Here is a 13,083-nt window from a genome sequence, read left to right as displayed (position 1 = left end):
CCGCCGCGCAGGCGCCGGCCGCGGCCCCGCCGCCCGGCGCCGCGGCGAACCCGCCCGGCACGCCCGCGACCGTGCTCGACACCCAGGATTACGACGGCGTGCTCGGCAAGCCCGTGCGCAGCGCCGCCGGCGAGGACATGGGCCGGATCATCGACATCATCGTCGACAAGGAGGGCCGGCCGCGGGCCGCGATCATCGATTTCGGCGGCTTCCTGGGCGTCGGCTCGCGCAAGATCGCGGTCGAGTGGCGGGCGCTGCACTTCGCGGCCGACAACAAGCCCGGCCGTGCGGTGCTCCAGCTCAACCGCAACCAGGTGCGGGTCTCACCCGAGTACAAGCCCGGCGACCCGATCGTGGTCCTGGGGCCGGCCGGGCCGGTTCCGGACGCCGATCAGGCGGCGGCGCGCAACCCCCCGGACAAATGACGCGAGCCCGCCAGGCCCAACGCCGCCCCATCGCCCTTCGTGATCGCGAGGTCCCGCGTTTCGACATGCGACCGGACCCGCGCCAGGATCCCAGGACGGACCCGCTCTCGCGGCAGGACCCGAACGCCCGGCAGGAGGCGCTCCCGCGGCCGGACGCCTCCCGCGAGCGGGCCGGCGCGCCGCCGGCGCGGCGGCGGGAGAAGCCGGCGCCGTCGCCGGCGAGCACCCGGGGGCTCGACGCCTTCACGTTCTTCGTCGCCAACCTCCAGACCGGCTTCGGCCCCTTCGTGGCGGTCTACTTCACGGCCCAGAAATGGACCCAGGCCGATATCGGCCTGGTGCTCACCATCGGGGGCCTGTTCAGCCTGTTCGGGCAGGTGCCGGGCGGCGCCTTCGTGGACTGGGTGCGCTCCAAGCGCTTCGTCGCCGCCCTCTCGGTCGCGATCATCGGCGCCTCGGCGGCGGGCCTCGCGCTCTGGCCGACCTTCCTCATCGTGGCGCTCGCCATGGCGGCCCATTCCCTGGCGAGCTGCACCCTGACGCCCGCCATCGCGGCGATCAGCCTCGGGCTCGTCGGGCACACCCGGCTCGGCGAGCGGCTCGGGCGCAACGCCCGCTTCTCCTCCATCGGCAACGCGCTCGCGGCGGCCGGCATGGGCGCCTGCGGCTACTACCTGTCGAACGAGGCGGTGTTCTACGTCACGGCCGCCCTCGCCGTCCCGACACTCACCGCCCTGTGGTTCATCCGGGCCGGCGAGATCGACCTCGTGCGGCCCCAGGGCCAGGAACCCGGCCGGGCGGCCCCGAGCGGCTGGGCGAGCCTCAGGCTCCTGGTGACCAACCGGGCGCTCCTGTGCTTCTCGGCCTGCATCACCCTGTTCTACGTCGCCAACGCGGCGATGCTGCCGCTCGTCGGCAGCGTGCTCACGGTGCGCACGAGCCAGACCGCCACCGTGCTGATCGCCGCCTGCATCATGGCGCCCCAGGTCGTGATGGCGATCATCGCGCCGGCGGTGGGGCGCGCCGCCCAGACCTACGGCCGCCGCCCGCTCCTGCTCATCGGGTTCGCGGCCCTGCCGATCCGGGGCCTGCTGTTCGCGTACGCGGAATCGCCCGAGATCCTGGTGGCGATCCAGATCTTCGACGGCATCTCGGCCGCCGTGCTCGGCGTGATGGTGCCGCTGATCGTCGCCGACTGCACGCGGGGCACCGGCCGCTTCAACCTGGCGCTCGGGGCCGTCGGCACCGCGATGGGCGTCGGCGCGGCGGTCAGCACGACCCTGTCGGGCTTCATGGCCGACCGCTTCGGCAGCCACTCGGCCTTCCTGGGGCTCACCGGCGTCGGGATCCTGGCCTTCCTCCTCGTCGCCCTGATCATGCCGGAGACCCGGCGCGCCGGGAGTCGATAGGATGCGGAATCGGCTGTCCGCTCAACTCCCGTTCAGGTACGACGGGTTAGACGAGAGCTTCTGCCGCTCGCCTGCAACATAAGGCGACGCTTGTGCGTTGCGACTTCGGGTGGGGTTCCGGATGACGGTGGTCGGGGCGGGTTTCTTGCATCCGCCGTGCCCACCAGGAGCCGCACGCGTGCGAAGAACCGGGATCGATCGTCACGATGGATGACCTCTGCGCGTACGCCAACCGGCCGTGGGCCTTCGTGGCCCGCTACCTCCACCGCCGCCCGCTGCCCCACGCGGCGATCCTGGTCGCGGTCCTGGGTGCCGTGATCTGCTCGGTGAGCACGCAGTACGGGCTCAAGGGGGTGGTCGACGCCCTCGGCAAGGGGCCGGAGAGCGGCCAGATCTGGAGCGCCCTCACCGTCCTGATCATCTTCATCGCCGCCGACAACATGCTCTGGCGGGTCGCGAGCCTGATCGCCAGCTTCACCTTCGTGGCGGTGACCGGCGACATCCGCCGCGACCTCTTCCGCCACCTGACCGGCCACTCGCCGTCCTACTTCGCCGACCGGCAGCCCGGAACGCTCGCGAGCCGCATCACGGCGACCTCGAACGCGATCTTCACCGCCGAGAACATGTTCGTCTGGAACGTGATGCCGCCCTGCGCGGCGGCGTTCGGGGCGATCCTGTACGTCGGCACCGTCAGCATCCCGATGGCGGCGGGCCTGTTCGTGATCTGCGGCGGCGTCGTGGTGCTGATGTTCCGCATCGCGGCGGCCGGCAAGCCGCTGCACCACGACTTCGCCGAGAAGGCGGCCTCGGTCGACGGCGAGATGGTCGACCTCGTGAGCAACATGCCGCTCGTGCGGGCCTTCTCCGCCTACAAGCGGGAGTACGCCCGCTTCGACAACACCATCGGGACCGAGATGAAGGCCCGGAGCCGCTCGCTGCTCTACCTCGAGAAGCTGCGCATCATGCACGCGGTGATCACCGTAGTGGCGGTGCTCGGGCTGCTGTTCTGGGCCATCAAGATGTGGGAGGCGGGCGCCGCGACGGCGGGCCAGGTGGTGCTGGTCTGCACCCTCGGGATCACCATCCTGGCGGCGACCCGCGACCTCGCGGTGGCGCTCGTGGACGTCACCCAGCACACCGCCCGCCTCTCGGAGGCCCTGCGCACCCTGCTCCAGCCCCACGACCTGCGCGACCATCCGGAGGCCAAGCCCCTGGTGGGCGAGGGCGCCCGGATCGCGTTCGAGAACGTGGCGTTCAACTACCCGGACGGCCGCGAGGTGTTCTCGGAGTTCACCCTCGACATCCAGCCCGGCCAGCGGGTGGGCCTCGTCGGCCGCTCGGGCGGCGGCAAGTCGACCCTGTTCACCCTGCTCCAGCGCTTCTACGACCCGCAGGGCGGGCGCATCCTGATCGACGGCCAGGACATCGGCCGGGTCACGCAGGATTCCCTGCGCGAGGCGATCACGGTGGTGCCCCAGGACATCTCCCTGTTCCACCGCTCCCTGCGCGAGAACATCCGCTACGGGCGGCCGGAGGCGACGGACGAGGAGGTCTGGGCCGCCGCGGCGGCCGCGCGCTGCACCGACTTCATCTCCGACCTGCCCGGCGGGTTCGACACCATCGTGGGCGACCGCGGCGTCAAGCTCTCGGGCGGGCAGCGCCAGCGCATCGCGGTGGCGCGGGCGATCCTCAAGGACTCGCCGATCCTGCTCCTCGACGAGGCGACGTCCGCCCTCGACACGGAATCCGAGGAGGCGATCCGCGAGGCGCTCGGCAACCTGATGCGGGGCCGCACCGTGATCGCGATCGCCCACAGGCTGTCGACCCTGAAGGATTTCGACCGCATCGTGGTGCTGGACGGCGGCCAGGTGATCCAGGACGGCTCGCCCGAGCGCCTCGTCCACCTCGACGGCTTCTACCGCGACCTGATCCAGCGCGAGACCATCAAGCTGTCGCGCGAAGCGGCCTGAGGGGCCGCCTCCCCCGGGCCGCGAGCCGGGCCGGGGGGTCTCGCCGCGCCCGCGATCCTCGACGGGGCGCGCCTCGCGGCTGGCGCGGACCGCCGGGAACGCAGCCACGAGGACGGCCATGATCCGTTTTGCCCGACGCCAGTGCCTGCTCGCGGGCGTCTGCACGGCGCTCGCGTGGGCGTGCGCGGCGCTCGCCTCGGCGGGCGGGGCGCGGGCCGACCCCGAGGTGCCGGTGCGCATCGAGGTGCGCCCCTTCCGGAGCCGCACCCCCTCCGGCCCGGAATTCCTCACCGGTGCGCAGGGCGGCCGCGAGGTCGACCTCGCGGCCGAGCTTCGGCTGCCCCAGGGCGCGGGCGCGCGGGTGCCCGCCGTGATCCTGGTGCACGGCTCGGGCGGGATCAACGCCGCCGCCGACGTCTGGGCGCGGGCGCTCAACGGCATCGGCGTCGCGGCCCTGATCCTCGACAGCTTCTCGGGCCGCGGCATCGTCTCGACCGTCGCCGACCAGAACCAGCTGCACTCGCTCGCCATGATGGTCGACGCCTACCGGGCCCTCGATCTCCTGGCGCAGCATCCGCGGATCCGGGCCGACCGGATCGGGATCATCGGCTTCTCGAAGGGCGCGGTCGCCTCGGTCTACTCGGCCATGGACCGCTTCAGCCGGACGCACGGGCCCGCCGGCGTGCGCTTCGCCGCGCATGTCGGCCTCTACACGCCGTGCAACATCCGCTTCAGCGACGACACGAAGGTCGGTCCCGCGCCGATCCGGATGTTCCACGGCGTCGCGGACGACTACGTCGCGATCGCGCCGTGCCGCGACTACGCGGCGCGGCTGAGGGAGGCCGGGGCGGACGTCGCCCTGACCGAGTACCCGAACGCCCCGCACGGCTACGACAACCCGCTCTCGCCCCGCAGCCTCGCGGTCCCGGCCGCGCAGAGCACCCGCAACTGCCGCCTCGTCGAGGGATTGCGGGGCGCGATCGAGGTGGCCGGGACGCAGGCCGCCTACACCATGGCGGACCCGTGCGTGGCCACCGGCGCCCATGTCGGCCACGACCCGGAGGCCACGGCGGCGACGCGGGACGCCGTGCTGGCGTTCTTCCGGGAGACCCTGCTGCGCTAGGGACCGGGCCCGCCCGGGCCGGGAGCCGCCGCGGGCAGCCCCCTACTCGACCACGAGCTTGTAGGGCTGCCCCGGCCGCACGCCGACCCCCCGGTCGAGGCCGTTGAGGACCTGGAACCGTTCGAGCGCCCGGTCCGCCACCGCCATGCGGCGGGACAGGCCCTCGGCGGTGTCGCCCGGCACCGCGGTGACGACCTGGAGCCGCAGGGGCCTCAGGCTGCGCGCCTCCTCGGACGTCACCACGGCGACGCTGGCGAGCCAGCGCCCGAAGGCGGGCTCCGGATCGGCCGCGCCCTTGGCCGCCATGATCATCCGGAACGTGTTGGTGCCGACCCGGACCGCCGCGAGGCGGAAGAACCAGTCCTTGCCCTTCGACACCGCCGCCACGGCCGGGAAACCGTTGACCATGCGGTTCTCGATGCTGCCGGTCTCGATGGCGTCGTTCCAGGTCGCCTTGAGCACCTCCTCGAGCCCCTGGCCGGGATTGGTCTCGACGGCGTCGAACAGCAGCCGGCGGTGGCCGTCCGGGGTGGTACCGAGCACCGCCCGGGCGGTGTTGTCGAGCGCGAAGCCGTCCGGCGCCTCGAACGCGACGCCGAGGCGCGGGTGGATGAAGCGGCGGCCGCGGATCAGGCCGTCGGCGGGGTTGTCGCCGTAGGCGATGCCGTCCACGGCCGCGAGGTAGCGGTTGCGGTCGTCGACGCCGAGGCCCGGCGCCCCGATGCGGCGCGCGGCCTGGGTGACCTGGGTGATCCGCTCCGGCGTGCTCGGGTGGGTCGCCAGCATGTCGGGCTCGGAGGCGAGCCCGGCGCCGACCCGCAGGCTCATGGTGCGGTTGAGGGCGGTCAGGAACCGGGCCGCCCCGAACGGATCGTAGCCCGCCCGCGCCAGGGTGCGGACGCCGGCCTGGTCGGCCTCGAACTCCTGGGTGCGGGAGAAGCGCGCCAGCACGAAGCGGGACTGGTCCTGCAGCAGGGCGCCGGTGGCCGGGTCGTTGAGCACGTCGGCCACGACCTTGCTGACGAGCTCGGAGCGGAGCGCCATCTCGGTGCGGGCCGTGGCGTGGCGCAGCGTGACGTGCGCGATCTCGTGGGCCAGGACGGCGGCCATCTCGGAGGTGTCGTCGGCGAGGGCGAGCAGGCCGCGCGTCACGTAGAGGCGGCCGCTCGGCAGCGCGAAGGCGTTCACCACGGGAGAATCGAGCAGCGTCACCGCGTAGGTCTCGTCCGGCCGCTCGGTGGCCTTGACCAGGCGGTCGGTGACGTCGCTGACGAGGCGCAGCGCCGCGGGCGCCCGGTACTCGCCCCCGAACGAGGCCACGAGCTTGGCGTGGTCGGCATCCGTGGCGGTGCGGTCGCGCCCGGTGGTGCGCGGCGCCTCGGGCGGCACCACGGCGGCCACCGGCGGGAGCGCCCCCGTCTGGTCGCTGGTGCACCCGGCGACGAGGAGGACGAGCGCCGCCGCGAGAAGGGCCGGCTGTGTTCGCGTGAAGGGCCGCTCCATGGCGATCAGCGCCGCTGCGCCTGCTCCTCGTCCAGCATCTCGATCATCTCGGCCGCGCCGATGTCCAGGGTCGGCCCTCGCCAGAGCTCGACGATCCCGCGAGCCCGGACGCGCCGTCCCCGCAGCGCGACCGCAGACAAACCACGTTCGAGCATGATCCGCCAAGTGCGTTTCGACACCGTGACGGTCACACCCTCCTCGCCGAAAGGGGCGAAGTTGAGGTAGGTGCGCCGCTCGCGCTCGCCGACGCTGCGCACGCGCCCCTCGATCACGACGAAGCGCCCGGCCGCGGCGGCGATGCGCCCGGCCTCGTCGGCCGGGAGCGGGGGCGCCCCGGCCCAGAGCCCCCGCCCCGCCCGCCGGGCCGCGGCCTCGAGGGCGAGGAGCGCCGGGCGGCAGAGCGAATCGGCCTCGCCGGCATCCACCACCGCGAGCCCCTCGGCCACGAGCCCGCCCGCGAGGTCGAGGGCCTCGCCGTCCGCGGTCGCGGCGTCGAGGGTGATTCGGCCCCAGCGGTCGGGCTCCGGCGCCTCCCGGACGGCGATCGGGCGGCCCGCGAGGCGCGCGAGCCAGAGCCGGGCGGCGTCCGCGGCGGCGCTCTCCTCGGGCCAGCGCAGGCCGTCGAGGCGGGCGCGCCGGCCCGAGGCGAGCACGAGGTCGCCCCGGTCGCCGACCGCCGCGAGGCGCTCCTCCCGGGCGACCCGTCCCCGGCACCCCGCCGCGGGATCGCGCCCGCGCCCGCCCTGCGCGGCCGCGTCCGGGGCCCCCGCCGCCGGCAGGGCCGCGCACGCCGCCACCGCGATCTGGCGCCACGAAGCCGGATGTCGCACGCTCGTTCCCCTAGCTGCCCCGCCGCCCTGGCGGATCGGCGCAGGTTGGCGCGCCCGGGCAGAGATGGTAAGAGACCCGCGTGGGTCTCCGTAGCTCAGCTGGACAGAGCACAGGTTTCCTGAACCGCAAATTGGGCGCCGCGCCGGGAAACCGCGCGGTGGATCCGCTCAAAGTCGGGGAACGCGTCGATGCCCGGCATCACGCCAATCCCGAGCCAAGCCCGGCCTCGCGGCCGGGAAGGTGTAGAGACTAGACGGGCGGCACCTAAGGGCCCTTCGGGGCTACGGTGAAGGGATAGTCCAGACCACGAACGCCTCGCGGCGGCGGCGAAAGCCGAAGTGGGATGAAACCTGGGGTCGCAGGTTCGAGCCCTGCCGGGGACGCCACACTCCTCCATGCACGTCCCGTCGTCGTGGCGCGCGCGCCACAGGGCGCGGCGGCTGTGGCGAAAGCATCCGCTCCGGCGAACGCGCCGTTCGCCCGGACGCCGGGCGTTTACCCGATCTCAACGGTCGCGGAGCAACAATCCGGGGCCCTTTAGACACGTCCGCGGCGCGACGCACGGGCGGACCTGCGAGCCGATCATGGCCGGGAAACCTGCGGACGCCCGCGACGCCCATATCGGCGCCCTCATCGAGAGTAGGCGCGTGCGCGTCGGGCTGAGCCGGGATTCCCTGGCCGGGGCGCTGGGCGTCTCGGTCTCTCAGCTTGGGAAATACATTAAAGGCCTCAATCGGTTGAGTGCGACCGACCTGGACACGGCCGGGCGCCTGCTCGGGGTGCCGGTGGGCTACTTCTTCGAGGGCATGCCGGGCCGCGAGCCGCCCGCCGCCGGGCTGAGCGACCGGCCTCAGGCGGGCATCGAGGGACTGTCGGTCTGGACGGGCTTCGCCGCGGCGGTCGCGCAGGCGGCCGACACCCACCTCGACGGGGAGAGCCGGCTGGTCCTCGGATCGATCGTGCGCGCCGTCGACCGGGCCCTGGCGGAGCCGGGATCGTTCGATAAAGAGAACGTCTCCGGTTCTTCAGGTTGACGTTCGGCTGCCCGACTGCCAGAAAACCACCCATTGAGGACGTCGAGCAGACACCTGCGAAAAGCTGCGCTCGGCCTGACCCAGGGGGTTACTGCACATGCCGCGTTCCGATTACCTGTTCACGAGCGAGTCGGTGTCCGAAGGCCATCCGGACAAGGTCTGCGACCGCATCTCCGACACCGTGGTCGACGCCTACCTGGCCGAGATGCCGGAGGCCCGCCTGGGCGTGGAGACGCTGGCGACCACCAACCGGATCGTGATCGCCGGTGAGGTGCGGGGGCCCGATTCCGTCACCTTCGACAGGCTCGAGGAGCTGACCCGCGCCGCCGTGAAGGACATCGGCTACGAGCAGGACGGCTTCCACTGGAAGCACGCCGACGTCAAGATCCACCTGCACGCCCAGTCGGCCGACATCGCCCAGGGCGTCGACGCGTCCGGCAACAAGGACGAGGGCGCGGGCGACCAGGGCATCATGTTCGGCTACGCGACCGACGAGACGCCCGCCCTGATGCCGGCGCCGATCTACTACGCCCACAAGATCCTCAAGGACCTCGCCGACGCCCGCAAGGCCCGGCAGGGCACGGCCGCCAAGCTCGGCCCGGACGCCAAGAGCCAGGTCACGGTGCGCTACGAGGGCGGCCGCCCCGTCGAGGCCACCCAGATCGTGCTCTCGACCCAGCACCTCGACGAATCGCTCGACTCCCACGCGGTGCGCGCCATCGTGGAGCCCTACATCCGCGCCGCCCTGCCCGAATCCTGGGTCACCGACAACACGGTCTGGCACGTGAACCCGACCGGCAAGTTCGTGATCGGCGGGCCGGACGGCGATTGCGGGCTCACCGGCCGCAAGATCATCGTCGACACCTACGGCGGCGCGGCGCCCCACGGCGGCGGCGCCTTCTCGGGCAAGGACCCGACCAAGGTCGACCGCTCGGCCGCGTACGCGGCCCGCTACCTCGCCAAGAACGTCGTCGCGGCGGGCCTCGCCCGCCGGGCCACGATCCAGCTCGCCTACGCCATCGGCGTGGCGAAGCCGCTGTCGATCTACGTCGACCTGCACGGGAGCGGCGAGGTCGACGAGGCCAAGCTGGAATCCGTGCTGGGGCAGATCCTCGATTTGTCGCCCCGCGGCATCCGCACCCACCTCAAGCTCAACAAGCCGATCTACGCCCGCACCTCGGCCTACGGCCATTTCGGCCGCGAGCCCGACGTGGACGGCGGCTTCTCCTGGGAGCGGACCGACCTCGTGTCGCAGCTGAAGTCCGCCCTCGCCTGATCCGGCGACCCGGTAGCGGCCGGGCGGCGCGGCCCCGCCGGTCCTGGCCGCCGTACCCGGCGAGGGGCCGGCGGCGGGGGCCGAGGGGCCGGCCCCGAGAGACGACATGGACGAGCACGACACCGACGCGGCCCCCGGGCCGGACCGTGCCTTCTACGGCCGGCGCAAGGGCAAGCGCCTGCGGGCCGGCCAGGAGGAGCGGCTCGCCGGCCTGCTGCCGCGCCTGCGGCTGCCCGAGGCCGGTCCCCTCGCGCCGCCCGCGCTCTTCCCCCGCCCGGTCTCGGCGGTCTGGCTCGAGATCGGCTTCGGCGGCGGCGAGCACCTCGCCGCGCAGGCCCGGACCCATCCGGATGTCGGCTTCATCGGCTGCGAGCCCTTCGTCAACGGGGTGGTGAAGCTCCTGCGCCGCGTCGACGAGGAAGGCCTCGACGGCGTCCGGATCTGGGATCGCGACGCCACGGCGCTGCTGCCGCGGCTCCCCGAGGCCAGCATCGGCCGCGTCTTCCTGCTCTACCCCGATCCCTGGCCCAAGCGCCGGCAGCGCAAGCGCCGCTTCGTCTCGGACGAGGCGCTGCGGGAGATCGCCCGGATCCTCGTGCCCGGCGGCCTGTTCCGCTTCGCCTCCGACATCGACGACTACGCCGGCTGGACCCTGGTGCGGGCCGCCCGCTGCCCGGCCCTGCGCTGGACGGCGACGCGGTCCGCCGACTGGACGACGCCCTGGCCCGACTGGCCCGGCACCCGCTACGAGGCCAAGACCACCGCGCAGGGCCGCAGGCCGACCTACCTCACCTTCGAGCGGGTGTGATCGGGGGCCTCCGGCGGGCCGGCGGACGCCGTGCCGGGTGCGCGGGGGACCGGTGACGTCCCGTCGCGCCACGCTGGACACCGCCTGGCCGCCCTCCAGATGGTGTTGAGGCTGCGGGGGCGAACGCCGGGAGAGCCTTGTCGCTGCGTGCGTTGAGGGTCATCATCCGGGAACCGCCAAGCCTCGGGAGCCTGGGCGGGTCGGCGAGGGGCGGTCCGGGCCGGTAAAGACCGGCCGGGCGCGGTCGTCCAACGCGCGAGACCATTCTCCGTCGCCCGGGTGGACCGGCCGGACCGGACCCGAGACCACTGGGGCGCATCATTGGACCAGAGGCCTGACGACGCGATGCTCGACCAGTCGACGGACGAGCCGGAGGAGTCCCTGCACCGCCTCGCCTTCGAGGCCGCCCCGGTCGGGCTCGCCTGCCTGGCTGGGCCGGACAGGCGCGTCGTTGCGGTGAACCCGCACCTGTGCGCTCTCCTCGGCGCGGCGCCCGCGGACCTGATCGGCCGGCGCGTCGCGGACCTGGCGCATCCCTCGGACGGGGAGCGCGCGGCGGCCGCGCCCGCGGAGGCGCACGAGGCCTGCTGGCACCGGCGGGACGGATCGGCCGCCTGGGTGACGATCCGCCCGGGGCCGGTGCGGAACGGGCGGCAGGTGCTGGCCGTGGAGGCGGCGCGCGACGGCGGCGCGGCGCTGCGGGCCGAGCAGACCCGCCTCGCCCTGGCGTCGGCCGGCCTCGGCGACTGGAGCTGGAACGCCGCCGACGGACGGATCACGCTGTCGGATCGGGCCGCCGAGATCCTCGACCGGCCGGCCGGTCCCTCCGGGACCTGGGCCGAGCTCAAGCCCGCCATCGACCGCGACGACCTCGAGCGCGCCCGGGCGGTGGTGCAGGACGCGGTCGCGAAGGCCATCCCGTACGCGTTCGACTTCCGCTACCGCCGGGCCCGGGACAGCCACCTGCTCTGGATCTCCGCCCGGGGCCGGGCGAGCTTCGGCCCAGAGGGCGCCCTCGCCAGCATGGTCGGCGTGGTGCAGGACGTCACCGCCCGCGAGGAGGCCCGTCGGGCCCTGCACGACCGCGAGCAGCGCCTGCGGGTCGCCACCTCGGTGGCGGCCCTGGGCATCTTCGAGTGGCACGTGCTCGACGACCAGGCGCTCTGGGAGAACGAGCGCATGTGGGAGATCTTCGGCCGCCGGCCGCAGGACGGCACCATCAGCATGAGCGAGTTCTTCCGCGAGGTGATGCACCCGGAGGACAAGGCGGCGTTCCGGGACGCCGTCGCCGCGGCGCTGCGGGGCGAGGGCGTGCTGCACGCCACGGGACGCATCCGCCGGGCGAGCGACGGGTTGTGGCGCACCATCGAGATGGCGGGCCGCTTCGAGCGCGACACGCCGGGCGGCCTGCCGCGCCGGCTGATCGGCGTGGTCGCGGACATCACCGACCGGCGCCTCGCCGAGGAGCGCCAGACGCTGCTGATCCGCGAGCTCCACCACCGGGTCAAGAACACCCTCGCCACCGTGCAGGCCATCGTGGGCTCCACGGCCCGCACGGCGTCGAGCATCGACAGCTTCTACGAAGCGTTCGTCGGGCGGATCATGTCCCTCGCCCACACCCACTCGGTGCTCACCGAGGACGTGTGGCAGACCGCCTCCCTGCGCGGGCTCCTCGAGAACGAGCTGCGCCCCTACGCGGACGGCACCATGGCGGCCGGCGCCCGCGGGCGCATCACCCTCGAGGGACCGGCGGTCGACCTCGCCTCCGAGATCGCGGTGCCGATCGGGATGGCGATCCACGAGCTGACCACCAACGCCGCGAAGTACGGGGCGCTCGCGGGACGCTCCGGGCGCGTGCGGATCCGCTGGAGCGTCGAGAGCGAGGGCGGGCGCACCCTGCTGCGCTTCTCCTGGCGGGAATCGGGCGGGCCGCCCGTCGCTCCGCCGACCCGCCAGGGCTTCGGCTCGCGGCTGCTGCAGCGGGTGCTGACGACGCAGGTCCAGGCCGAGGTGACGATCGACTACGCCCCCGACGGCCTGCGCCTGACCATGCTGGCGCCCCTGCCCGCCCGCAACGTCGCCCTCAACCCGCTGGCGACCCTCTGAAGGCGAGCCCCGGCGCCGCCCGCGCGGGTGGGCGCCGCCTCAAGCGGCGCCGGAGCGCAGCGGCTCGCCGCCCTCGCCGCCCGCGGCGATGAAGGCCTTGAAGTCCTCGATCGACTGGAAGCGGAAGCGGCCCGCCGGCGTCTCCGCCTCGATCGTCCCGTCCGAGTACATCGCGTAGGTGTTGCCGCCCGACGCGTAGGTGCCGACGACCGTGGCGGGCTCGCCCTCGCCCTCGTGCCCCGCGGGCTCGGCCGGGCCGGCCGCCTCCGACCCGGGCTCGGCCGGCGGCGCCTCGCCCGCGTGCGAAGCGCGGTCCGCGGGCGGCAGGTGCGGATCGAAGTCCCGCGGCCCTGAGATCGCCTCGAGGGGGGCAGACGCTTCGTGCGAGTCGGCCGGCCCCGGAGGGGCGGGCGGCGCGGGGGCCGTCTGAGGGCCCTCGGCGCGGACGTGCTCGGCATGGGCGTGCTCGGCATGGACGTGCGCAGCGTGCGCGGGCTCGACGCGGGCGGGCTCGGCGCCGGGCGCGTGCGGGCCCGGTTCGTCGGCGCCCTCCGGCTCAGGCGCCCGCGTCGGGCGCAGCTCGCCCGGGGCGAGGCCG

Annotated in this window: 10 protein-coding genes and 1 pseudogene; 8 read left to right on the top strand and 3 right to left on the bottom strand. The window is 73.8% G+C overall.

All coding sequences use genetic code 11. The features are described 5' to 3' along the window. The 4 genes from DT057_RS30790 to DT057_RS30775 all read left to right on the top strand — a co-directional run. The coding region (locus DT057_RS30790) for a PRC-barrel domain-containing protein (protein ID WP_244937413.1) at positions 1 to 425 on the top strand (425 nt) is incomplete at its 5' end. 65 nt (positions 426 to 490) lie between these two features. Beyond that, entirely contained in the window at positions 491 to 1,834 is a 1,344-nt protein-coding gene (locus DT057_RS30785) for an MFS transporter (RefSeq protein WP_128565862.1), read from the top strand. Between the two features lie 206 nt (positions 1,835 to 2,040). Then, positions 2,041 to 3,804, top strand: coding sequence for an ABC transporter ATP-binding protein (locus DT057_RS30780; RefSeq protein ID WP_128565861.1), 1,764 nt, complete (start codon positions 2,041 to 2,043; stop codon positions 3,802 to 3,804). A gap of 118 nt (positions 3,805 to 3,922) precedes the next feature. After that, the gene (locus tag DT057_RS30775; RefSeq protein ID WP_128565860.1) at positions 3,923 to 4,927 is read left to right on the top strand and encodes a dienelactone hydrolase family protein; all 1,005 of its coding nucleotides are present in this window, start codon (positions 3,923 to 3,925) and stop codon (positions 4,925 to 4,927) included. Between the two features lie 42 nt (positions 4,928 to 4,969). Here the strand turns inward: DT057_RS30775 and DT057_RS30770 are convergent, their stop codons facing one another. Continuing rightward, the gene (locus DT057_RS30770) at positions 4,970 to 6,430 is read right to left on the bottom strand and encodes a M48 family metalloprotease (protein WP_128565859.1); all 1,461 of its coding nucleotides are present in this window, start codon (positions 6,428 to 6,430) and stop codon (positions 4,970 to 4,972) included. A gap of 5 nt (positions 6,431 to 6,435) precedes the next feature. Then, entirely contained in the window at positions 6,436 to 7,260 is an 825-nt protein-coding gene (locus DT057_RS30765) for a DNA-binding protein (RefSeq protein ID WP_128565858.1), read from the bottom strand. A 585-nt stretch (positions 7,261 to 7,845) separates the two neighbouring features. Here DT057_RS30765 and DT057_RS30760 point away from each other — a divergent pair. The 4 genes from DT057_RS30760 (at position 7,846) to DT057_RS30745 (ending at position 12,485) form a co-directional block, all read left to right on the top strand. Beyond that, on the top strand, positions 7,846 to 8,295 hold the full coding sequence (locus DT057_RS30760; protein ID WP_128565857.1) for a helix-turn-helix domain-containing protein: 450 nt from the start codon (positions 7,846 to 7,848) through the stop codon (positions 8,293 to 8,295). Between the two features lie 97 nt (positions 8,296 to 8,392). Then, positions 8,393 to 9,571 carry a methionine adenosyltransferase gene (gene metK / locus DT057_RS30755; RefSeq protein WP_128565856.1) on the top strand — a complete coding sequence of 393 codons (1,179 nt, stop codon included), beginning with the start codon at positions 8,393 to 8,395 and terminating at the stop codon, positions 9,569 to 9,571. Between the two features lie 106 nt (positions 9,572 to 9,677). Then, the gene (trmB, locus tag DT057_RS30750) at positions 9,678 to 10,379 is read left to right on the top strand and encodes a tRNA (guanine(46)-N(7))-methyltransferase TrmB (protein ID WP_128565855.1); all 702 of its coding nucleotides are present in this window, start codon (positions 9,678 to 9,680) and stop codon (positions 10,377 to 10,379) included. A gap of 345 nt (positions 10,380 to 10,724) precedes the next feature. Then, on the top strand, positions 10,725 to 12,485 hold the full coding sequence (locus tag DT057_RS30745; RefSeq protein ID WP_128565863.1) for a PAS domain-containing protein: 1,761 nt from the start codon (positions 10,725 to 10,727) through the stop codon (positions 12,483 to 12,485). Between the two features lie 39 nt (positions 12,486 to 12,524). Here the strand turns inward: DT057_RS30745 and DT057_RS35710 are convergent. Beyond that, a pseudogene (locus DT057_RS35710) lies at positions 12,525 to 13,083 on the bottom strand (hypothetical protein); the annotation flags it as partial.

Source organism: Methylobacterium crusticola (assembly GCF_003574465.1).
Taxonomy (GTDB): Bacteria; Pseudomonadota; Alphaproteobacteria; order Rhizobiales; family Beijerinckiaceae; genus Methylobacterium; species Methylobacterium crusticola.
The sequence above is the reverse complement of the archived record's forward strand: the minus strand, read 5'-3'. Positions and strand labels throughout refer to the sequence as shown.